At 69.1% G+C, this 21,133-nt stretch carries 17 protein-coding genes; 9 read left to right on the forward strand and 8 right to left on the reverse strand.

Going from position 1 to position 21,133, the window contains the following annotated elements:
• Positions 1 to 8: 8 nt before the first annotated feature.
• The 3 genes from OG254_RS14960 to OG254_RS14970 are packed head-to-tail and all read right to left on the reverse strand — an operon-like array spanning position 9 to position 3,464.
• Positions 9 to 752 (reverse strand): hypothetical protein, encoded by a 744-nt coding sequence (locus OG254_RS14960; RefSeq protein ID WP_405581739.1) that lies wholly within the window; start codon positions 750 to 752, stop codon positions 9 to 11.
• Positions 739 to 2,325 carry a substrate-binding domain-containing protein gene (locus OG254_RS14965; protein ID WP_405581742.1) on the reverse strand — a complete coding sequence of 529 codons (1,587 nt, stop codon included), beginning with the start codon at positions 2,323 to 2,325 and terminating at the stop codon, positions 739 to 741. The genes OG254_RS14960 and OG254_RS14965 overlap by 14 nt, the downstream gene beginning before the upstream one ends.
• On the reverse strand, positions 2,322 to 3,464 hold the full coding sequence (locus OG254_RS14970; protein ID WP_405581745.1) for a hypothetical protein: 1,143 nt from the start codon (positions 3,462 to 3,464) through the stop codon (positions 2,322 to 2,324). Before OG254_RS14970 ends, OG254_RS14965 begins: the two co-directional genes overlap by 4 nt.
• A gap of 250 nt (positions 3,465 to 3,714) precedes the next feature.
• Between OG254_RS14970 and OG254_RS14975 the strand changes: the two genes are divergently transcribed.
• Positions 3,715 to 4,008, forward strand: coding sequence for a hypothetical protein (locus OG254_RS14975; RefSeq protein WP_405581748.1), 294 nt, complete (start codon positions 3,715 to 3,717; stop codon positions 4,006 to 4,008).
• 7 nt (positions 4,009 to 4,015) lie between these two features.
• Here the strand turns inward: OG254_RS14975 and OG254_RS14980 are convergent, their stop codons facing one another.
• From OG254_RS14980 to OG254_RS14990, 3 genes are all read right to left on the reverse strand, one after another.
• Complete coding sequence (locus tag OG254_RS14980; RefSeq protein WP_405581751.1) at positions 4,016 to 5,086, reverse strand: prenyltransferase; 1,071 nt, start codon at positions 5,084 to 5,086, stop codon at positions 4,016 to 4,018.
• On the reverse strand, positions 5,083 to 5,835 hold the full coding sequence (locus OG254_RS14985; protein ID WP_405581754.1) for a class I SAM-dependent methyltransferase: 753 nt from the start codon (positions 5,833 to 5,835) through the stop codon (positions 5,083 to 5,085). Before OG254_RS14985 ends, OG254_RS14980 begins: the two co-directional genes overlap by 4 nt.
• A gap of 70 nt (positions 5,836 to 5,905) precedes the next feature.
• Positions 5,906 to 7,336, reverse strand: coding sequence for a glycosyltransferase family 4 protein (locus OG254_RS14990; RefSeq protein WP_405581757.1), 1,431 nt, complete (start codon positions 7,334 to 7,336; stop codon positions 5,906 to 5,908).
• A 210-nt stretch (positions 7,337 to 7,546) separates the two neighbouring features.
• Between OG254_RS14990 and OG254_RS14995 the strand changes: the two genes are divergently transcribed.
• On the forward strand, positions 7,547 to 8,164 hold the full coding sequence (locus OG254_RS14995) for a TetR family transcriptional regulator (protein WP_351187641.1): 618 nt from the start codon (positions 7,547 to 7,549) through the stop codon (positions 8,162 to 8,164).
• A gap of 270 nt (positions 8,165 to 8,434) precedes the next feature.
• Here OG254_RS14995 and OG254_RS15000 read toward each other — a convergent pair whose 3' ends face one another.
• Positions 8,435 to 8,668: a ferredoxin gene (locus OG254_RS15000; protein ID WP_093745839.1), complete on the reverse strand. Its 234-nt coding sequence runs from the start codon at positions 8,666 to 8,668 to the stop codon at positions 8,435 to 8,437.
• Positions 8,669 to 8,671: 3 nt separating this feature from the next.
• Positions 8,672 to 10,129 carry an aldehyde dehydrogenase gene (locus OG254_RS15005; RefSeq protein ID WP_405581762.1) on the reverse strand — a complete coding sequence of 486 codons (1,458 nt, stop codon included), beginning with the start codon at positions 10,127 to 10,129 and terminating at the stop codon, positions 8,672 to 8,674.
• 134 nt (positions 10,130 to 10,263) lie between these two features.
• On the opposite strand from OG254_RS15005, the gene OG254_RS15010 reads away from it, so the two are divergent.
• The 7 genes from OG254_RS15010 (at position 10,264) to fxsT (ending at position 21,072) form a co-directional block, all read left to right on the forward strand.
• Positions 10,264 to 10,521 (forward strand): hypothetical protein, encoded by a 258-nt coding sequence (locus OG254_RS15010; RefSeq protein ID WP_405581765.1) that lies wholly within the window; start codon positions 10,264 to 10,266, stop codon positions 10,519 to 10,521.
• An 81-nt stretch (positions 10,522 to 10,602) separates the two neighbouring features.
• Positions 10,603 to 11,631 (forward strand): MBL fold metallo-hydrolase, encoded by a 1,029-nt coding sequence (locus tag OG254_RS15015; protein WP_405581767.1) that lies wholly within the window; start codon positions 10,603 to 10,605, stop codon positions 11,629 to 11,631.
• Between the two features lie 450 nt (positions 11,632 to 12,081).
• Entirely contained in the window at positions 12,082 to 14,268 is a 2,187-nt protein-coding gene (locus tag OG254_RS15020) for an FxsB family cyclophane-forming radical SAM/SPASM peptide maturase (protein ID WP_405581770.1), read from the forward strand.
• Positions 14,265 to 15,140, forward strand: a complete 876-nt coding sequence (locus tag OG254_RS15025) for an aminoglycoside N(3)-acetyltransferase (RefSeq protein WP_405581773.1) — start codon at positions 14,265 to 14,267, stop codon at positions 15,138 to 15,140. Before OG254_RS15020 ends, OG254_RS15025 begins: the two co-directional genes overlap by 4 nt.
• The gene (locus OG254_RS15030) at positions 15,106 to 15,765 is read left to right on the forward strand and encodes a TIR-like protein FxsC (RefSeq protein ID WP_405581776.1); all 660 of its coding nucleotides are present in this window, start codon (positions 15,106 to 15,108) and stop codon (positions 15,763 to 15,765) included. The genes OG254_RS15025 and OG254_RS15030 overlap by 35 nt, the downstream gene beginning before the upstream one ends.
• Positions 15,762 to 17,018 carry a TIR-like protein FxsC gene (locus OG254_RS15035; protein WP_405581779.1) on the forward strand — a complete coding sequence of 419 codons (1,257 nt, stop codon included), beginning with the start codon at positions 15,762 to 15,764 and terminating at the stop codon, positions 17,016 to 17,018. Before OG254_RS15030 ends, OG254_RS15035 begins: the two co-directional genes overlap by 4 nt.
• A complete protein-coding gene (gene fxsT, locus OG254_RS15040) occupies positions 17,011 to 21,072 on the forward strand; it encodes an FxSxx-COOH system tetratricopeptide repeat protein (RefSeq protein WP_405581782.1) in 4,062 nt (1,353 codons plus the stop codon). Before OG254_RS15035 ends, fxsT begins: the two co-directional genes overlap by 8 nt.
• Positions 21,073 to 21,133: the final 61 nt, after the last annotated feature.

A 21,133-nucleotide genomic window follows, 5' to 3' on the forward strand; every position in this document is an offset into this window, starting at 1 on the left:
AGGGATGGTCACCAGAAGATCGCCAGCGGCTCCAGTGTCGCCTCCCGGGTGTCCGCGCTCCAGCCCGTCATCTTGCCGAGGCAGCGGGCCGTGAACGTGCCGGCGGGGATCGAGCGGCGGGCGTTGCCGGAGGCCACGACGCGCAGGTAGACGGGGGGTTGCTCGTCGCCGTACTCGGCGCGCAGGACGAAGCCCTCCGTCGCGTCCGGTACCCGCGTGAACTCCGCTCGCACCGAGACGAACTCCCCTACGCGGCTCAGGGAGACCTCGCGGTCGTCGCCGAGGCGGTCGGCGAGTACGCGGTTCGGGACCACGGTCATGGTGGGCAGGTCGGCGTGGACGATGACGTCGGCGCGTTCGAAGGCGTCGATGAGCATGCCGATGACGTTGATGGGCTTGTCCTTGCGGACGAACTTGCGGAAGGTCTCCTGGCTGACGTCCCGTTTGGCGCGGAACAGCCAGGCCAGGAAGCGGGTCCAGAGGCCGATGCTCGTGTCGACCTTCGTCCGCAGCTCCACGGCCTCCTCCAGCGCGGACCGGTAGTTGCCGATCTCGTAGAGGTCCATGACGGACTGCTCGTCCAGGTACAGGCAGATGCTGTACGCCGACTGCCAGCGGCGCATCCGGCGGCGCCGCTCGCGGGAGTGGCGTACCAGGACCGCGACGAGCACCACCACGCCGACGGCCGTCGCCAGCCAGGCCGCCATCCACGGCCACCATATGCTCCACCACAGTGCGTCAGTGACAGCCACGGATCTCCTTGAAGGCCTCGGAAAGGGAGGAGCGGGAGGAATCAGCGGCGTCCACCATCCGGCCGCCCGTCTGCGCCGCCGCACGCCGCAGTTCTGCCGCGTCGGCGTCGCCGAAGTGGACGGGGTAGGTGTGGACGCCGGTGCGGACGGGGGCCGGGAGTGCTGTGTGGCGGCGTACGAACTCCGTGTAGGGGATGCCGGCGTTGTTCTCGCCGTCCGTCATGAGGACGAGGGAGACGGCCCGGTCGGGGTCGTCCGTCAGTTCGCGGGCCGCGGTGCGGTAGCCGTGGTCGAGGGCGGACCATACGGCCGTGGAGTCGCCGTAGCCGCCGCGGGCGACGGTGTCGGCCAGGGTCCGCAGGTCCTTCGGGCCCGTGACGGTGACCGTCCTCTCCTCCAGGACGCGGCCGCCGAAGCGGACCACCGTCAGCCGCTCGCCCCGGTAGAAGCGGGTGAACTTGCCGGAGGCCGTGGAGTCGGCGCCGCTCAGGTCGGCGAAGGCCTCGCGGAGCGCGGCCATCCGGTCGCCGCGCATCGAGCCGGAGAAGTCGAGCAGGAAGACGACCTGGCTGGCGGTGCGTCGGCTGGGGTCGCCGTAGTCGGCCAACAGGGTTTGGATGACCTTGAGTTGGTCCGGAAAGTAGAGCGCGTTGCCGACCGGCTCGCGCAGCTGTGGGTCGCGGGTGACCGTCGCGCTGACCGGGCGACGAAGAGTGCGCCTCATGATTTCCTGCTGCACCGAGTCGCGCTGGAGCCACTCGGTGACCTTCGCGTAGGCGGCGCGGTGCGAGGCGTCGAGGAGGAGCAGGGGGAAGTCGGCGAGGACCATGCCGTCCTGGGGGCGGACGACCTCCAGGCGGTCGTCGAGGCGGTCGGCGGCGTTGAGGGCGAGCAGGTCGGACTCGTAGGTGATGAGGGCGTTGGCCTTGTCCTGGTGGTCGACGTAGGTGTCGACGAGGGCGGGCGAGGTGTCGGCGGTGAGGGTCTGACCGGAGCGGAAGCCGCGGAGCCGGTCACAGGAGACGTCGCCGGGGCGCAGTGCCCCGCCGGTGCCGGCCGCGGCGGTGGCGACGCCGACCAGGGCGGCGAGGCCGCTGGCGGACTGCCGGGGATCGGCCATCCCGAAGCGGACGGTGCCCGTGGCGGCGGCGTCGGCGATGTCGGCCCAGGTGAGCCGGCCGCCGGGGACCTGCGCGCGCAGTTCGCGCGCCACGTCGGGCTTCAGCCCTATGACCACCGGGGATGTCATGGTCGCCGTGCGCTGCAGCCCCTGGACGGCGCTCTTGGCGGTGAGCCGCAGATAGCGGTCGGAGGACAGCCAGGCGAGGTCATAGCGGCCCTGGTCCGGCGCTTTCGTCTCGGCGTCGGGCTGGAGGTCCAGCCGGAGGTCCACGCCGGTCGCGTCCTTCAACTCGCCGAGGAGTGGGGTGAGTACGGCCAGGTCGGGGCCGGCGAGAACGCGCAGCCGGACGGGTTCGTCGCCGTCGTCGCCCGAGCAGGCGGTGAGTACGGCGGCCATGAGCGCCAGGCAGAGCGCCAGACAGGGCACGAGCGGGCCCGCCCCGCGCCTCATGGGAGGTCGCCCTTGCGGTCCGGGCAGTCGCCGACCGTCTTGATCATCTGTTCCAGGAGGGACAGCGGGGGCAGGACCGCCCGGGTGTCGTTGGACGAGGTGGTGGGCACGGGGATGTGCCGTGCGGTGAGGAACTCGGTGAGTTCGTCGCCGGTGGTGCCGCCGCTGCTGCTGTTGCGGGCGCGGAAACCCAGTTCCATGGCGCGGTGCTGGAGTTCGGGATCCTCGTTGACCAGTTCGCCGAGCCGGGCGCCGTCGCCGGTCAGGGCGACGAGCTGGGGTTCGGTGACGAAGCGCGTCGAGGGGTAGAGCAGGACGCGTTCGTCGTCCGTGGCGCCCTTGTCGGCCTGATGGCGGATCTGGTGGGCGAGGAACTGGTGCTCGTAGATCACGGAGATCGGGGCGATGCTCTGCCCGTCGGGGGACAGATACGTCTCCGCCCGCTCGGAGGACGGCAGGCCCTGTTCGACGAGGAGCGGCTTGATGTCCTTGGCGACCGTGGCCGCCTCCGCCTCGTCGTTCGGGGCGTCGTTCTCGTTCTGGACGAAGGCGACGAGGCCGAGGTAGGTGCCGGCGGAGTTGGACTCGCAGATGTCGGAGGTCTGGGCGAGGATCTTGTTGGAGTTGCGGACTCCGTGCCCTTCGATGTCGATGTCGCTCCAGCGCTTGCCCTCCTCGGTGAGATCCACGAAGGGGGTCATGTCGAGCGTGTAGTACATCGGTCGGCCGTCCGGGTTCGGCTGGGCCTCAGCGACGCGCGCGCCGACGAGCGCCTCGGCGTAGCTCCGGTAGGTGGCCAGGACTATGGGGCTGACGAACGGGCGGTACAGCAGCACCGGGCGGTTGGCCTCGGCGCGTTCACGGCTGATCAGGTCGGCCGCGGGCTGGCCGGAGGGGAAGACGACGTCGTATCCCTCGAAGTCCTGGTTGGCGATCTCGCGGGAGCCCATGCTCGTGATGTGCACGCGGAATCCGTGCTTCATCAGGAGCCGCTCGACCTCGGGATCCTGGAAGAAGTCCCGCTTGGAGGCCATTTTCGCCTCGATGGTGACGACCTGCCGCAGCGGTAACAGCAGGTTCCCGGTGGCCAGAAGGAGGATCAGGCCGAGGATCGGGACGGGCAGCGCGAACGCCAGCACTCTGCGACGCGGGCGGACGCGCGTGGGTCTGGTGACGGATAAGCGGGGCTCTCCGGAAGCGGGTCTGTTCGCGGGCACCTGCGTCTCCCCCCGTGGCTGGGCCAGGATCGTCGGTGATCACGATGACGAGTGAACGGCCTTACGGGAAACGCCCGTTGAACGTGAGGACCCGTTCGGGTACCGGCCAGGGACTCGGGAGCGGGATTTCGGCCATGGGTTTCGGTCACGCCGCGCGGGCTACCCGGAGGGCATGTCCCCTCGATATCGCAACGGTACCAACCAGGCCGGCACGGCCATCGCGATCGTCGCCGACGTCATGGCCGTCATCCTCGGCCTGTGGATCCTGATGTACCTACTGGACGCCAACCAGGCCAACGACTTCGTCCAGTTCGTCCATGACTCGGCCCGCTGGCTTGCGGGCTGGTCGCACGACCTGTTCACGTTCGACGAGGAGTGGGCGAGGGTCGTGGCCGGCTACGGCCTGGCGGCGGTGGTCTACCTGTTCGTCGGACACGCGATAGCGAACCGGGTCCACCGCCACTGACGGCCCCTCAGACGCAGCAGTCCGGGTCCAGGCCCAGCGGCAGGCGGTCCCCGCCGAACACGGCACAGGTCGCCTCGTGCCCGCCCAGCGCCGCGACGGCCAGCAACAAGGACCCGGCCGTCCAGGTCGTGAGTTCGCGCGGCCAGACGGCGTCGTCGTCGAAGACGTACCCGGTCCAGTACAACCCGCTGTCGGCGTCCCGCAGGTGCTGGATCGACTGCAGGATGTCCAGCGCCCGGTCGGACTCGCCCATCGCCCACAGGGCCAGGGCGAGTTCGGCCGACTCCCCGCCCGTCACCCACGGGTTGGGCACGACACACCGCACGCCGAGTCCCGGGACGACGAACCGCTCCCAGCCCTCCTCCATACGGGACTTGGCCTCGGCACCGGTCAGCGCACCGCCGAGCACCGGGTAGTACCAGTCCATGGAGTAGCGGTCCTTGTCCAGGAACCGCTCGGGGTGCCGGCGAATCGCGTGCCGGAGCGCGCCCGCGGCCAACTCCCAGTCCGGCTGGGGCTCTTCGCGCTGCTCGGCGATGGCCAGGGCGCACCGCAGGGCGTGGTGGATCGAGGAGGAGCCGGTGAGCAGCGCGTCCCGCGTCGCCGTACCGTCCTCGTCGCGTCGCCAGCCGATCTGCCCACCGGGCTGCTGGAGTTGCAGGACGAACTCGATGGCGCCGTAGACGGACGGCCACATGCGGTCGAGGAAGGTGTCGTCGCCGGTGGAGAGGTAGTGGTGCCACACGCCGACCGCGATGTAGGCGACGAAGTTGGTCTCGCGTCCGGTGTCGGTGACGTCGTCGAAGGCGCCGTCCGCGTAGGCGGCGTACCAGGAGCCGTCCTCGTTCTGATGCGTCGCCAGCCAGGTGTACGCCTGCTCGGCCGCCGCGTGTTCACCGGCGGTGTCCAGCGCCATCGCGGCCTCGACGTGGTCCCACGGGTCGAGGTGGTGCCCGCGGAACCACGGGATCGCCCCGTCCTCCCGCTGTACCGCGAGAATGCCGGCCACGGTCGCGGCGGCCTGCTCGGCGGTGAGGACCCCGGGCAGGACGAGGTGTTCTGTCCGGGGGGTGGTCACTTGGTGGCCGCCTCGGAGGTCTCGGACAGCCGCGGCAGGTGCGGCTTGGTCGCGTACGCCACGAAGCTCTTGCCGATCAGCGGGTTCAGCGCCTGTTCGGCGACCCGGGTGGCCAGCGGTTTCTTCATGATGTCCCAGACCAGCAGCTTGTGGTACGCCCGCACGGGCAGCGCCTTGTCGTTGTCGACGCCGAACGCGCACTTGAGCCACCAGTACGGGGAGTGCAGGGCGTGCGCGTGGTGGGTGCCGTACGGCTTCAGCCCGGCCTCGCGGATCTTCGCGAGCAGTTCGTCCGCCTTGTAGATGCGGATGTGGCCGCCCTCGACCTCGTGGTACGCGTCGGACAGCGTCCAGCAGACCTTCTCGGGGCCGTAGCGCGGGACGGTGATGGCGATCCGGCCGCCCGGCTTGAGCACCCGCACCATCTCGGCGAGTACGCCCTTGTCGTCCGGGATGTGCTCCATGACCTCGGAGATGATGACGACGTCGAAGGACTCGTCGGGGAAGGGCAGTGCGAGCGCGTCGCCCTCCATCGCCGTGGCGGTGGCGCCCTCGGGGGCCTCGCCGGCCTCCTTCATCGCCGCGAACCACTTCGCGACCTCGCGGATCTCCTCACCGTTCTGGTCCAGCGCCACGACCTGGGCGCCGCGCCGGTAGCACTCGAACGCGTGCCGGCCGGCACCGCATCCGAGGTCCAGGACGCGGTCGCCCGGGGCGAGCGGGAACCGGGAGAAGTCGACGGTCAGCACGGGGGCCTGCTTTCGCGGTCGGAAGGGTGGGCGGGGCGGGGGCGAAGCTCGGTGGCCGGCTGCCCGGCGGTCACTGGGCGGCCTCGGTCACGCGGGTGGCGTTGCCGGGCTCGGCCTCCATTGCCGGTAGGGCGTGGCCGACGTCGGTCGCGGTCGCGGAACGGTCGGCGACACGCACCCGGGAGCGTTCGGCCGAGCGGGCCATCGCCTCTCGGTAGCGGGCCACCGTGCCCTCCGCCGCCTTCGCCCAGGTGAAGTGGCGCAGGACCCGCTCGCGTCCGGCCGCTCCCAGCCGGCGGCGCAGTTCCGCGTCCCCCAGCAGCCGGCTCAGGCCGGCGGCCAGCGCGCCGGAGTCACCCGGGGGCACCGCCAGACACGTCTCGCCGTCCCGCCCGGCGACCTCGGGAATCGCCCCGCCGGTCGTGGCGACGAGCGGCGTCCCGGTGGCCATGGCCTCGGCGGCCGGCAGGGAGAAGCCCTCGTACAGCGACGGCACGCACGCGACCTGCGCCGAGCGGACCAGGTCGACGAGTTCCGCGTCGGAGATGCCCTTGACGAAGTCGACGGCGCCTTCTAGGCCGTAGCGCTCCATCGCCTGCGCGACGGGCCCCTCCTCCGGCCGCTTGCCGACGACCACGAGGTGGGCGTCGGGGTGCTCGGTGCGGACCTTGGCGAGCGCCTCGACGAGGAAGACCAGGCCCTTCAGGGGGACATCGGCGCTGGAGGTCGTGACGATGCGGCCGGGGATCCGCCGCACCGACGGATCCGGCGAGAAAAGGTCCGTGTCCGCGCCGATGTGCACCACGTGGACGCGATCCTGCTCGACGCCGAGATGGTCGACGATCTCCTGGCGTGACGTGCCGGAGACGGTGAGGACGGACGGCAGGCGGCGCGCCACGCGCTTCTGCATGCGCGTGAAGGCGTACCAGCGGCGCACCGACATCCGCCGTCGCCGACCCTCCGCCGCGTCCAGCTCCAACTGGCGGTCCACGGTGATCGGGTGGTGGATGGTGGTGACGAGGGGCGCGCCCACGTCGCCCAACAGCCCGTATCCCAGGGTCTGGTTGTCGTGCACGACGTCGAACTCGCCGCGCCGGGCGCGCAGCAGACGGCGGGCGCGCAGCGAGAACGTCAGCGGCTCGGGGAACCCGCCGGTCCACATCGTCGCCACTTCCAGCGCGTCGACCCAGTCGCGGTACTCACCGCGCCCCGGCGTGCGGAAGGGGTCGGGCTGGCGGTAGAGGTCGAGGCTGGGGAGCTCGGTGAGGGTCAGACGGTCGGCGTAGTCCGCGCCCTCGTCGAGGACGGGGTAGGGCTGGGAGCCGATGACCTCGACGCGGTGGCCGAGGCGGGCCAGCTCGCGGGAGAGATGACGTACGTAGACGCCCTGGCCGCCGCAGAACGGGTTCCCTTTATAGGTGAGAAGCGCGATGTCGAGCGGTCGCCCGCCGTCGGCGGCAGGGTCCTGTGGGGACCCGGCCTCCCTGGCCTCAGCGGTCACTCTGGGCCCCCTTCTCCCTGCACTGTCCCGCGAGATTACGCCGGGACGCTAATCTAGAACAAGTTTCAGACTTGATCGTTCAAGAGGCTCTGAATCTACCGGCAGGTAGCGCCGCTGTGAGCGATGGATCAGGTGATTCACGCCACGACCGACGCGCTGGCATGCTCTGTCCGGTCACTCACCCTCACCGACTGTCACGGAACGGGATCCATGCCTGCGGAAGTCAGTAGCGCGAGCCCCTCCTCACCGCCACTCACCGAGCGGCAGGAGGCCCGCCGCCGGCGCATCCTGCACGCCAGCGCGCAGCTCGCGAGCCGGGGCGGCTTCGACGCCGTACAGATGCGAGAGGTCGCGGAGTCCTCGCAGGTGGCGCTCGGCACGCTGTACCGCTACTTCCCGTCCAAGGTGCATCTGCTGGTCGCCACGATGCAGGACCAGTTGGAACACATGCACGGCACGCTGCGAAAGAAGCCGCCGCAGGGCGCGACGGCGGCGGAGCGGGTCGCGGAGACCCTGATGCGGGCGTTCCGCGCCCTGCAACGCGAGCCGCACCTGGCCGACGCGATGGTCCGCGCGCTGACCTTCGCCGACCGCAGCGTCTCCCCCGAGGTCGACCAGGTGTCCCGCCAGACCACGGTGATCATCCTGGACGCGATGGGCCTGGAGAACCCGACGCCCGAGCAGCTGTCCGCCGTCCGCGTCATCGAGCACACCTGGCACTCGGCCCTGATCACCTGGCTGTCCGGCCGCGCCTCGATCGCCCAGGTGAAGATCGACATCGAGACCGTGTGCCGCCTGATCGACCTGACGGCACCCACGGACACATGAAGACCTACGAGACGGGTTCCCTTCGCCGGCATGGTCCGGATCAGGTGGTGGGGGTCGCCTTCCGGTCGTGCGCCGCGCACGACCTTCCGGCCTCTCAGCCCGACCGTCGACGTCGGCCCCAGCGGAAACCGTGTGCCTCTCGCCAGAGTCGGCTACTCCGGTCGGACTCCCTCACTCGCCTCGTAGGCCGACTTCCAGAATAGAACAGTCAGCCGAAAATGAAACCTCCCAAAGGGGATTTTTCGGCACTATTCCTGTACTACTCCTGCACTATTCCTCCGGTGGGAACACCGGTTCCCCGCTCCCCAACAGCGTGATCACGATCGCCTCGACGGGGCAGCTCTCCGCCGCCGCGAGGATCTGCTCGTTCGCGTCGGTCTCCGGGTCGGCCGGATGGGACTGACGGCCGGTGTCGAGGCGGAATCCGTCGGGGGCGTGGTGGACGCACTGGGCCGAGCCGATGCACACCGACCGGTCGACCTCGACGTGCCAGCGGTCACCCATCCCCTACGCCTCCCAGCCGGCCGGGAGGTGGATCATCTTGTGCTCCAGATACTCGCCGAACCCCTCGGGTCCGAACTCCCGCCCCAGACCGGAGTTCTTGTAGCCGCCGAACGGGCCCAGCATGTCCAGGCTGAAGGTGTTCACCGAGTAGGTGCCGGTGCGGACCTGACGGGCGATGTCGATGCCGTGCGCGGTGTCGGCGGTCCAGACGCTGCCGCTCAGGCCGTAGTCGGAGTCGTTCGCGATCTTCACCGCCTCGGCCTCGTCGCCGTACGGGAGCAGGCAGATGACCGGGCCGAAGATCTCCTCGCGAGCGATCCGCATGGAGTTGTCGACGTCCCCGAAGAGCGTCGGCTCGACGTACCAGCCCTTCTCCAGTCCCGCCGGACGCCCACCGCCGGTCAGGATCTTCGCGCCCTCTTCCTGGCCGATGCGGATGTAGTCGAGGTTCCTGCGCTGCTGGCGCTGTGCGACCAGGGGGCCCACCTGGGTCGCCGGGTCCAGCGGGTCGCCGACCACCAGCGCGCCGGCCGCCGCGGCGAAGGCCTCGGCGAACTCGTCGTAGCGGGAGCGGGGCAGCAGGATGCGGGTCTGGGCGACGCACGCCTGGCCGTTGTTCATCCAGGCCGCCGGCACGACACCGGCGACGGTGGCCTCGACGTCCGCGTCCGGCAGGACGACGGCCGCCGACTTGCCGCCCAACTCCAGGGTGACGCGGGTGAGATTGCGGGCGGCGACCTCCATGACGCGCTTCCCGGCCGCCACCGACCCGGTGAAGGAGACCTTGTCGATCGCCGGGTGCCCGACCAGGTACTCGCTCACCTCGCGGTCCGCCGGGAGGATGGAGAGAACCCCCTCCGGCAGCCCGGCGTCCTTCGCGATCTCGGCGAGGAGATAGGCGTCCAGCGGGGACTCCGGCGACGGCTTGAGAATCACCGTGCAGCCGGTGAGCAGCGCGGGCGCGAGCTTGGCGGCGGCGACGAACTGCGGGACGTTCCAGGGGACCACGGCGGCCACGACCCCGACCGGCTCGCGCCGCACGAGGATCTTGCCGAGGACGCCGTTGCGCGTCTCCTCGTACGTGAAGTTCCGCGCCACGGTGATCGCCGCGTCCCAGACCATCATCGCGCCGAGTGCCTGCGCGAGGACGCTCCAGGAGTACGGGGAGCCGTTCTCGGAGGATATGACCCGGGCGATCTCCTCGTGCCGTGCGGCGATCCCGTCCTTGATGCGGGTGACCACCTCGATCCGTTCGTCGAGGGTGGCCCGCGGCCAGGGCCCCTCGTCGAACGCCTTGCGCGCCACCGCGACAGCCCGGTCGACGTCGGCGGGCGAGGCGTGCGGCACGCGTCCGATGACCTCCTCGGTGTGCGGCGAGATCACCTCGATGACGCCCTTGCCGAGGGGGTCGGTCAACTCCCCGCCGATGAACAGCTGTCCGTGTTCCACGAGCTCGGTCATGGCCGACTGCCTCCCCGGAGCGTGACTCTGACGATCCATCAGATACACGGAACTGATACCAGTTCCATCCAGAGGAGTCCACGGACCGCACACAGCTCGGCCCTACGCTGATCACGTCAGAGAGGGGGCACGGGATGGCAACGCGCAGGCGCGACTGGGCGGCCTTCGCCGCGGTCGGCACGGTGGCCGTCTGCGGCGCCGCATGGATGGCGTCGGCCTGGGACGACGTGCGGCGCGGCAACGGGGTGTCCGTCGACAGGGAGACCAGGAGCCCGGAGGAGATCAGGAGGTACTGGACTCCCGAGCGCATACGGCAGGCCGAGCCCGCCGACATGCCGGCCTGGAACCCCTGCGACCACTTCCCTTCCTCCCTCTCGCCGGACTGCTGGTAGATGACTCGGGCTCCCATCGGAACCTGTTCTAGTTATAGTGGGGCACGGTGGCCGGAACGTGTCGCGGCGATTGGGGAACCCATGGCGCAGATGTACGACCACGGCGGCGGAGTCCGGTCCATCGAGGTCCCCATCCCGGACAACCCTCTCGGCCACACGCTCGTGTACGTCGTCGACACCGACCGGGGCCCGGTGCTCATCGACACCGGCTGGGACGACCCGACCTCCTGGGACACCCTCGCCGAGGGCCTCGCGGCCTGCGGTACGGCGCCCCGAGAGATCCACGGCGTGGTGATCACCCATCACCACCCCGACCACCACGGCCTGTCGGGCAAGGTGCGCGAGGCCTCCGGTGCGTGGATCGCGATGCACGCGCTGGACGCGGCGATCGTACGGCGCACCCGCACGACCCGGCCCGAGCGCTGGTTCACGTACATGGCGGCCAAGCTCACGGCGGCCGGCGCCCCCGAGGCCCATGTGGCCCCGCTGCGCACCGCCCGCCGCCCGAGCACCATGCCCGGCTTCTCCCCCGCGGCACCCGACCGCGAGATCGTCCCCGGCGAACTCGTCGACCTCCCCGGCCGCCGCCTGCGCGCGATCTGGACCCCGGGCCACACCCCCGGCCATGTCTGCCTGCACCTGGAGGAGGACCATCCGGCCGGGCTCCCCGGCCGCGGCCGCCTGTTCTCCGGCGACCATCTGCTGCCCGGGATCACCCCACACATCGGCCTGTACGAGGACCCCGACGACACGACAGTCACCGACCCGCTCGGCGACTATCTGGCCTCCCTGGAACGCGTCGCCACGCTGGCCCCCGCCGAGGTCCTCCCGGCCCACCAGCACACGTTCACCGACGCACCCGCCCGCGTGCGCGAGCTGCTCACCCACCACGAGGACCGCCTCACCGACCTCCTGACCCTCCTCGCCGCTCCCCTCACCCCCTGGCAACTCGCCGAACGGATGGAGTGGAACCGCCCCTGGTCCCAGATCCCGTACCCCTCCCGCAACATCGCGATCGCGGAGGCAGAGGCGCATCTGAGGCGGCTGGTGAAACTGGGGAGGGCGGAGGCGGTGCCGGGGAGTGAGCCGGTGGCTTATGTGGCGGTGTGAGAACAGAAGGTCTGCAGGGCCGCAGTGCTCACGTCGAACAGCAGTGCTCCTACCTGCGCTCACAAGGCCGTTCCCCTCGAACGGGGTTGGCCGGAGGTCGTCTTGTCATGGGCCTTGCGCGAATGCAGCATGAAGGTGTCGAGTTGCCGACGCCGCTGCCGGAATACCCAGTACGGGACGCGACACAGTGCGGGTTTTCAAGGTGCTCCGGGGCGCATCACCCAAGGGGAACTGTCATGCACAGCGACGTAGAGAACCGCGCCGCCGCACGCGCAGTGGGTGAAGCCCCTCGTGCCGCGTGGAAGGCAGACCACCCCAGTCGCGAGCAGCTCACGAAACTGAGTCTCCGAAGTGAGTCAGTCGTCATGCGCGCCACGTCGATCGGCGACAACGCCTCCGCAGGATTCAACTCCCACATCTGAAACGGAGCGGGACGACGTGCCGGCGCCAATGGCAGCACGGCCCTTCCGGCAGTTCGTAGTGAAGGTTCACAGTCGGTGCGATCTGGCCTGTGACCACTGTTATGTCTACAAACACGCAGATCAGAGCTGGCGCCGCCGTCCCCGGGTAATGGCGCCGCGCGTCGTCAGGGCCACCGCCGAGCGCATCGCCGAGCATGCTAGGGCGCACCGGCTCAAGCGGGTCACCGTCGTGTTGCACGGCGGGGAACCATTGCTCGCCGGTCCCGAACGCCTGGCTGCCCTGGCACACGAACTGCGCCGCTCGCTGGACGGCGTCGCGGTGCTCGACCTCCGTATGCAGACCAACGGGCTGCTCCTCGACGACGAATTCTGCGCGCTCCTGGTACGTGAGCGCATCCACGCGGGCGTCTCCCTGGACGGAGACAGGGTCTCCCACGACCGTCACCGGGTGCGGGCCGACGGGTCCGGCAGCTATGACGACACGGTGCGGGCGCTGCGACTGCTCGGGCAGCCCGCCCACCGTCCGGCGTTCGCGGGTCTGTTGTGCACCGTGGACGTGAACAACGACCCGGACGCGGTCTATGACGCGTTGGCCGAAGTACGGCCTCCGCGCGTGGACTTCCTCCTTCCCCATGCCACATGGGACCACCCGCCGGCCCGACCGCGCGGCACCACGGACTACGCGGACTGGCTGATCGCCTCGTACGAGCGGTGGAACGCGGATGGCCGACCGTTCAGCATCCGCGTGTTCGAGTCGGTAGAGGCTGCGGCGACGGGCGAGCCCGGCTTCACCGAGGCACTCGGGCTCGGCAGTCCCGACCTCCTGGTGATAGAGACGGACGGGGCGATCGAACAGGCCGACTGGCTCAAGACGGTGGCCGAGGGCGCGCCGGAGACCGGCTATCACGTCCTGGTCAACAGCTTCGACGAGGCCGCTCGACACACCGGCTTTCAGGCCCGGAGCCTGGGCCTGGACGGGCTGTCCGCGCAGTGCCGGGCATGCCCGGTGGTGAGCATCTGCGGCGGCGGCCTCTACGGGCACCGGTTCAGAACCGGCACCGGATTCGTCAACCCCTCCGTGTATTGCGCCGACTTGCTCAAACTCATCCAGCACATACAGTCGGCCGCCCCCAAGACACAACGACACTCCGTGCCGCCGGCCGACATCGGCGCGCTCACGGGCGGCGGCGCGCCGGAGTACGCTGCCGTACTGCGTCTGTCGGAAGCACAGTTGGACCTGCGCCGCGCGATGCTGGCCTATCTTCTCCGCGCCGGCATCGGCTCGGAGGACACGTGGCAAGCCTTGCTGGAGTTGGACGGCCCGGATCTGGACGTCGTACTCGCGGACCCCTCGGTCCATTCCTGGGCGGTGGCGGCGTGCTCCGCCGACGCACACGGACAGGCAGTACCTGACACCGAACTCCTCGAAGGGCTGGTTCTCGCGACAGCCGTCCGCGCACGGCGTCGTCTGGAGCTCGCGGTTCGCGTGGACGCCGATGGCGTCGTGCCTCTGCCGTCGGTCGGCCGACTGCGTCTGCTGCCCGCCCGCGGGTCCCTCGCGGTCGGAGACAGAGTCAGGTTGGGCACGAACGGCGGGCGCGTGTGGCGGACCGACGGCGGCATGGCGAGCTGGGAACCCGTGCAACGCCTGTCGAGCGAAGGGTTGGAGGTGAGACTGCAGCGAAACGATTCCCGCACGACGGGCGCCGGCACTCCGGCCGACCTCACGGCGACTTGGCGAAGGTCTCTGGTAGCTGCTTGGGCCGTTCTTGCCCGTCGGCACCCGCACCAAGCCGCCGCGCTGGCGGCCGGGGTGAACACGCTGGTGCTCCTCGACAGCGATCCGTCGGAGGACGCCTCCCGCCCGCCTTTCGGCGCTCTGGCGCTGGCGCCGACCGACACCGAGCAGGACCTCGTCGCGGCCATGCTCCGAGAGTGGCAGTACGCGAAGTTCGCAGCCCTCCGCGACCTGCTCGACCTGGGCGGCACAGGCCAGGAGGCGGCATTGCGACGGGCGTACGCCCGACTGGCCGTGGCCCGAGCATGGCACGCCCGTCGGGGACAGGCTGCCCGGGCCGAGGCGGAACTCTGGGGGAAGCAGACGCTCGCCGCGCTGGACGCCTTCGCCGCCGAGGCCGACGCCCCCACTTCGGCCGGCCTGCGCATGGCAAGGGCCATCAGAACGGCCGCTCACTCGCTGGTGACCGGCCCATGACGACGCCGTACACGGGCCCCGGGCTCGCCGACGACCTACAGGCACTCGGATTGCGGTCGGGCGACATCGTCCTGGTGCATTCCTCGCTGCGCCGCATCGGCCGTACCGAACACGGAGCGGCGACGGTCGTCGAAGGCTTGCGAGCCGTCATCGGCCCTGCGGGCACTGTCGTCGTGCCGACGTTCACGGCGGCCAACTCACTGTCCTCCTCCACCTACCGCAAACAAATCCAGGGCATGACTCAGTCGGAGATCGCCGCGTTCCGGGAATCGATGCCCGGGTTCGACGCGGCCACCACGCCCAGCGATGGCATGGGAGCGGTCGCCGAGTGGGTGCGCCGTACGCCGGGGGCGCGGCGCAGCACTCACCCGCAGACGTCGCTGGCCGCGTCGGGGCCACTGGCCGCTGCCCTGACTCGGGACCACCCGCTCACCTGCCACCTCGGGGAGTCCTCTCCGCTGGGACATCTCTATCGGCTCGACGCCCGGATCTTGTTACTGGGCGTGGGCTTCGAGTCGTGCACAGCATTTCACCTCGGCGAGTACGGATTGCCCGACTCTCCCCTGCGCCGCTACGACTGTGTGGTCGCCCACGGACGACAGGCGGGCGGGGAACCCGGGCGGCAATGGCTGTCGTTCGAAGATGTGGCCTTGGACGACGGGGACTTCGCGCACCTGGGGGCCTGGCTGGAGCGCCGACGTTCGGACACTGGGGCGAGCATCGTGCGGTGCGGTCGGGTCGGCGGAGGAATTGCCCGGCTCCTCCCTATGGCTCATTCGGTGGACTTGGCTGTGGAATGGTTCAAGGAACACCGCACGGCTGGAGGGGGCAGCACAGGTGACCGAATCCCACTTATCCGGCCGCCCGGCTGACAGCCAGGATCTGTACTTTTTCCACAGCTACGCACAGTTACCCGGCGTCGCCGCCGGCCTGCGCGCGCCGGACGAACGGCAGGAGGCATTCCATCAACTGCTGTGCCAGTTCGTCCTGCAACTGACCACGCACGACGGGGAAACCCCGATCGGCTTTCTCGACAAACGCATGCCCCTGGGCGGCGAGTGGGAGAAGCATCTGAAGGAAGCGCTGGCGACCTGCCGGGTCTTCATGCCTGTGTACTCGCCTCGCTATTTCGCCAGCCACTGGTGCGGGATCGAGTTCGACGGCTTCCTCCGACGGCAGACCGAGCACCACCGCAGTGAGCGCTACACCGTCAGCGCGATCGTCCCGGTGCTGTGGACGTCTCCCGGCAGGATCGTGCTGCCCGACGTGGTCCAGCAGTTCCAGTACCACAGCCTCGATCTCGGAGACGACTACCGGCACATGGGGCTGCTGGGCCTGATGGAGGCGGGCAAGTGGCGCGTCTACCGGCGAACCGTGTGGCGGCTCGCCGAGCGGATCGTCGACGTCGCCACGGCAGCTCGGCTCAAATCCTGCGACGTCAAGCTGTTCGACGATCTGAGCAATGTCTTCGTGCCAGGTACTCAGGGGGACTCATGACGGACTCGACTCCTGTCTTCTTCCTCAGCTACGCCCGCACGCCGGGGGCTCACGGGTCCGACGCCGACAAACCCGTCTTCTCCTTCTTCGAGGAGCTGAGGGAGCAAGTGGCCCAGCTGACCGACGTGCCGACGGAGCATGTCGGTTACGTCGACCGTCGGGACGCTGCGTCCGATGGATGGCTCTCGACGCTGGCAGCGAGCTGTGTCTTCGTCCCCCTGTACGCTCCACGTTATTTCACCGACCCCCTCTGCGGCCGCCAGTGGACCGCCTTCAAGCGACGCGTCGGCTCCGACTACGGCCGTGCCGTGGTCCCGGTCTTATGGATCCCTCCCACCCAGGGCACCACTCTGCCGATGGCCGCCCTGGACATCTCCACCCACCTGCCGCACGAGGGCGGGGACGAGGATCAGCACGCACAGGACCGCTACGCCGAGTCGGGCCTCTACCAGCTCATGGAAATGGAGGAGGACGACCAGCGCGGCTACCGCGCGGTCCTGGGACGGCTGGCCCAGCGCATCGCACGGTCGTGGGAGGACACGCCTGCGCGGCCGGTCAGCATCGAGCGACTGACCGATCGGCGCGGTCTGACGGACGCGTTCGCACTCCAACCGTCGAAGCCGACCCTGCGGATCACGGTGGTCGCGCCGACCGCCAGCCGACTCCCGCCGGGGCGTGAGGCAGCCTCCTACGGACCGGACATCGAGTCATGGCGGCCTTATCGCACGGCGCACGGAACGCTGACCCAGCAGGCCTTCGCTCTCGCCCGCAATCTCGGATTCGAGCCGGAGCTGGTCCCGGTCGAGAAGGCCTACGAGAGCATTGCCCACAAAGGCTCCGCGCGAGAACCCGCCAGGCCGATCGCTCCCTCAGTCCTCGTGGTCGACGCATGGGTGCTGGGCGATCTCCGGATCGCGGAGCAGGTGCAGCACATCGTCCGGGCCAACCGGCCCTGGCTGGCGGTGATGGCAGTGCTGGCCGAGGACGACCCACAGACCCAGCGCGACGAGACACGGCTGCAGTCACTGCTGGAGACGACTCTGTCCCGGCACCGGCATCTGCGGGAGATGCCCCACACCGCTCGCGGTACCGCCGCACGAGGCATCCGGAAGGCCGATGCCTTCGCCTGGCTATTCGCCGAGTTGGCGAAAAGCTGCTATTTGCGGTATCTCGATTCCATCCAGGATGTTTCCCCGCGCCCGTCGTCCGACCCGGCGCGGAGTCACGGGGTTCGGAGGCCAACCAGTGACTGACGAGAACGGCGCGGGTGAAGTGGCGGGGATGCTTACTTCAGGTCCGGAGGAAACGACCCGAGGGAAGGTCATCACCTTCTATTCGTACAAGGGCGGCACCGGCCGCACCATGTCCCTCGCCAACACCGCCTGGATCCTGGCATCGGGGGGCAAGCGGGTACTGGTCGTCGACTGGGACCTGGACGCACCCGGCCTCGACCGCTTTCTGCATCCCTTCCTTGACCAGGACCGGTTACGGACCGCGCAAGGCATCATCGACCTCTTCCTGCACTTCAACCAGACGGTGATGGAACAGCGCAGGCAGCCGGAGACACACGCACAGGACGAGTGGGAGACCGCCGAAGCCGCCTGGGTGGCCACACAAGCCCACTTCAATCACTGCGTCATTCCGATCGACTGGGCGTTTTCCAACGGTGGCCGGCTGGACTACGTCTCGCCCGGTACGCAGAACAAGGAGTACCTGTCGGCGTACTCGCAGTTCGACTGGATGCGCTTCCTGGACCACACCTGGCACGGGCCGGTCTTCGTCGAAGCCCTGAAGCAGGAACTGACCCAGAACTACGACTACGTCCTGATCGACAGCCGCACCGGCCTGAGCGACGTCTCCGATGTGTGCACCGTGCTGCTGCCGGACGTCCTGGTCGTCGCCTTCACCCCCAGCAGTCAGGGGATGGACGGTGCACAGGCTGTGGCGCAGAAGATCGACAGCCTCTACGGATATCGGGGGATCCGCATCATCCCGGTCCCCATGCGCGTGGAGGACGCAAACGGCGAGGCCGACCGGCTGGAGGCGGCACGGGAGCAGATGCGGGCGAAGTTTGCCGACATCGTGCGCCGGCACTGCTCCCTGGACGCCCAGGAGTACTGGGGCAAGGTGGAGATTCCCTACCGCCCCTTCTACGCCTACGAGGAACTACTGGCCCCCTTCAGGGACGCCCCCGGCAGCCCTACCTCCATGCTCGCCGCTTGCGAACGGCTGACAGAAGTCATCTCCGGCGGCGACGTCACCGCGTTCCCCCGTTTGGACGACACGGAGCGCAAGCGGGTCCTCGCGCTGTACAAGCGGCCCAGGCCGCTGCAGAACACCGACATCCATGTCAGCTTTGTGCCAGAGGACCGCACCTGGGCCGACTGGATCGAGTTCACGCTCAAGTCCGTGGGTTTCCAGGTGCATCTGTTGTCCAGCAGTACGACCCACCCGTCCGAACGCTCCGCCCCTGATCCGACAGGGAAGTCGGCTACCCGAACTCTCGCCGTCCTGTCCCACGCCTACCGAGACTCCGTGGAAGCACGAGCGGCGTGGGAGACGACCGACGCCGTCGACGGTCTGGGCAATCGGCGCACCCTGGTCACCGTCCGCGTGGACGACGTACGGATGAGCCCTCCCTTCTCCGATCGCGCCGCCGCCGATCTGGCCCGTTGCGGTCCCAATGAGGAGGCGGCGAGGCAAGCGCTGCTGAATGCCGTGGAGGCCCCGACACAGCCGCTGTTCAGCCCGGCCGCCGCGAGCGACAGAGGACCGCGTTTCCCCGGGGCCGAGCCCTTCGTGTTCTCCCTGCCGATCCGCAACCCGTCCTTCACCGGACGCGAGGAGTTGCTCGGGCACGTGCGCGAACGACTGCGGGCCGGTAACGGCACGGTACTTCTGCGCGGCATGGGCGGCGTGGGCAAGACCATGCTGGCCCTGGAGTTCGCCCACCGTTTCAAGAGCGACTACGACGTCGTCTGGCACATCCAGGCCGATCAGCGAAACCTCGCAGTGGAGCAGTTCGCGGGGCTGGCAGGCCATCTGGAGATCTCCGAGCGCAAGAACCCGACGGCGACGGCGGCCGCGGTCAAGGATGCGCTGCGTCTGGGCCGGCCCTACAGCCGCTGGCTGCTGATCCTCGACAACGTCGAGCACGTGAACGATCTGTCCGATCTGCTGGTGAGCAGCAAGGCAGGCCACGTCCTGATCACCAGTCAGCGCTCCGAGGGCTGGGAACGGTACGCGGAGATCGCCGATGTCGGTGTGTTCGAACGCGAGGAGAGTGTGGCGCACCTCAAGCGCCGGCTCACCGAGTGCAGCACCGAGGAGGCCGACGAAGTGGCCTCCGCCCTCGGCGATCTTCCGCTGGCCGTCGAGCACGCGGCCGCCGTGCTCAAGGAGAGCGGCCTTCAGACCCAGGAGTACGTCAAACTCCTCGAGCGCCAGCCCGCCGCCGACACGGCCGGCCTGAGCCCCGACGACCGGCTCCTCGACGTCTCCAAGACCTGGAGCGTGGCCATCGGGCAACTCAACAAGAACTTTCCTCCGGCGGTTCAACTGCTCAAACTGGCCGCCTGGTTCAGCCCGGAGCCGATCTCCATGGATCTGCTGCAAAGCACGCAGATCGCGCAGTCCCTCACCGGTCAGAACAGCACACGTGATCAGGAGTTCCGGCCGCGCGCCTTCGACAGCACGGAAATGATCGCGCGCGCGTTCCAGGAACTGAGTCGACTCTCGCTCGCGACGGTGGACCGCAAGTCACGCAGTCTCCGCGTGCACCGCCTGGTGCAGATGTCCGTGCGCCTGAACATGACGAAGGAAGACCAGGAGGCCACGCGGGACGTCGTCTTCCGCACCTTGGTGGCCGCCCGTCCCGAACAGGACGACCCCGAGGACCACAACACCTGGGAGCGCTACCGCATCATCTGGCCTCACCTGGGAACCTCGTGGGCCCTGGCAGCACCCGACTACGGCATCCGCAAGCTGATCGTGGACCGGGTTCGCCAGTTGCGCCGCCGCGGCGAGCTGAAGCAGGCGTACGACCTGAGCACGCGCGTGCATCAGGGCTGGCGCGAACACAGCGGGCCCGACGAGCGCTGGGTGCTCCACATGGGCTTCCAGATCGCCAACATCCTTCGTGCCCAGGGCAGATACCAAGAGGCCCTGGAGCTGGACACGGACGTACTGCACCGCCAGGAAGCGGCCCTGGACAGCCCGCACGACCTTCACATCCTCATGACGTCCGGCGGTGTGGCTGCCGACCTGCGCGGTCTGGGCCGCTACAGCGAGGCACTGGACCGCGACCGGCTCAACCACGAGCAGTTCCTGGAGTTGTTCGGCGAAGACCATCCGCGCAGCCTCATGGCGGCCAACAATTACGCGGTGTGTCTACGAGTGTTGGGGCAGTACACGGATGCTCTGCGGCTGGACCGCAAGACAATGGAGACTCGAAACAAGATCCTCGGCCCGGAGCATGCCTACACCCGGGCATCAACCATCAGTTACGCCCGCGATCTGCTCGACTGCGGCGACTACGCCGGATCCGAGCTTCCGTTGCGGCGCACCTACGACCAATGCCTCTCCCATCAGCAGTTCGGCGCGTCCGCTCCCACCACCATCAACGCAGGCAAAGCGCTGTCGGGTGCCCTGCACCAGATGGGCCGGGCTCAGGAGGCGGAGGTCCTGACACGCACAGTGCTGTCCAACCTGCCCTCCGAGGAAGGGTCGGCCTCGCCCAACAGGTTGCTGCTCCACCTGGGCCTGGCCGGGATCCTGGGCGCGCAGGGTCGTACCGAAGAGGCCCTTGAGCTGGCCCGCCGGGTCCTGGACGACTGCCGTCGGTTCTTCCAAGACCAACACCCCTACACAGCAGCCTGCTACGCGAACCTGGCCGTGCTGCTCTACACGGCCAACGAGGCGGCTTCCTCCCTGGCACACGCCGAGCAAGCCGCAAGGGTCTTCGCGGCGATCTTCGACGACGACCACCCGTTCACCCTGATGTGCCGGGTGAACCTGGCCAATGCCCAGGCCGCACTGGGGCAGCGCGGACGGGCCCGCGCTACCTACGAGGAGGTACTGGACCGGCTTCGCGATGTCCTCAACGACGACCAGCACCCCGCCCCACTGGTCTGCGCGGCCAACCTCGCGGTGGTATTGAACGAGTTGGGAGAGAGCGAGGCGGCCGAACGGCTGCGCGAGGAGGTGCTGGGCGCGATCACTGCGCGGCTCGGGGCCGATCATCCCCGCGCTCTGGCCCTGCGCGAGTGGAGTCGGTCGGGCTGGGAGTTCGACCCGCACCCGATCTGATCTGCGATGTGCTCGCCGACGTCGGCGAGCACATCGCAGCGAACCACTTTCGCGGACACGG

The organism is Streptomyces sp. NBC_01092 (assembly GCF_045039535.1).
Classification (GTDB): domain Bacteria; phylum Actinomycetota; class Actinomycetes; order Streptomycetales; family Streptomycetaceae; genus Streptomyces.

Coding starts and splice junctions, on each gene's coding strand:
- OG254_RS15025 (WP_405581773.1), top strand. CDS start 14,265: ATGACGACGCCGTACACGGGCCCCGGGCTCGCCGACGACCTACAGGCA.
- OG254_RS15035 (WP_405581779.1), top strand. CDS start 15,762: ATGACGGACTCGACTCCTGTCTTCTTCCTCAGCTACGCCCGCACGCCG.
- OG254_RS14995 (WP_351187641.1), top strand. CDS start 7,547: ATGCCTGCGGAAGTCAGTAGCGCGAGCCCCTCCTCACCGCCACTCACC.
- OG254_RS15010 (WP_405581765.1), top strand. CDS start 10,264: ATGGCAACGCGCAGGCGCGACTGGGCGGCCTTCGCCGCGGTCGGCACG.
- OG254_RS15015 (WP_405581767.1), top strand. CDS start 10,603: ATGGCGCAGATGTACGACCACGGCGGCGGAGTCCGGTCCATCGAGGTC.
- OG254_RS14975 (WP_405581748.1), top strand. CDS start 3,715: ATGTCCCCTCGATATCGCAACGGTACCAACCAGGCCGGCACGGCCATC.
- OG254_RS15005 (WP_405581762.1), bottom strand. CDS start 10,129: ATGACCGAGCTCGTGGAACACGGACAGCTGTTCATCGGCGGGGAGTTG.
- OG254_RS15000 (WP_093745839.1), bottom strand. CDS start 8,668: ATGGGTGACCGCTGGCACGTCGAGGTCGACCGGTCGGTGTGCATCGGC.
- OG254_RS15020 (WP_405581770.1), top strand. CDS start 12,082: ATGGCAGCACGGCCCTTCCGGCAGTTCGTAGTGAAGGTTCACAGTCGG.
- OG254_RS14965 (WP_405581742.1), bottom strand. CDS start 2,325: ATGAGGCGCGGGGCGGGCCCGCTCGTGCCCTGTCTGGCGCTCTGCCTG.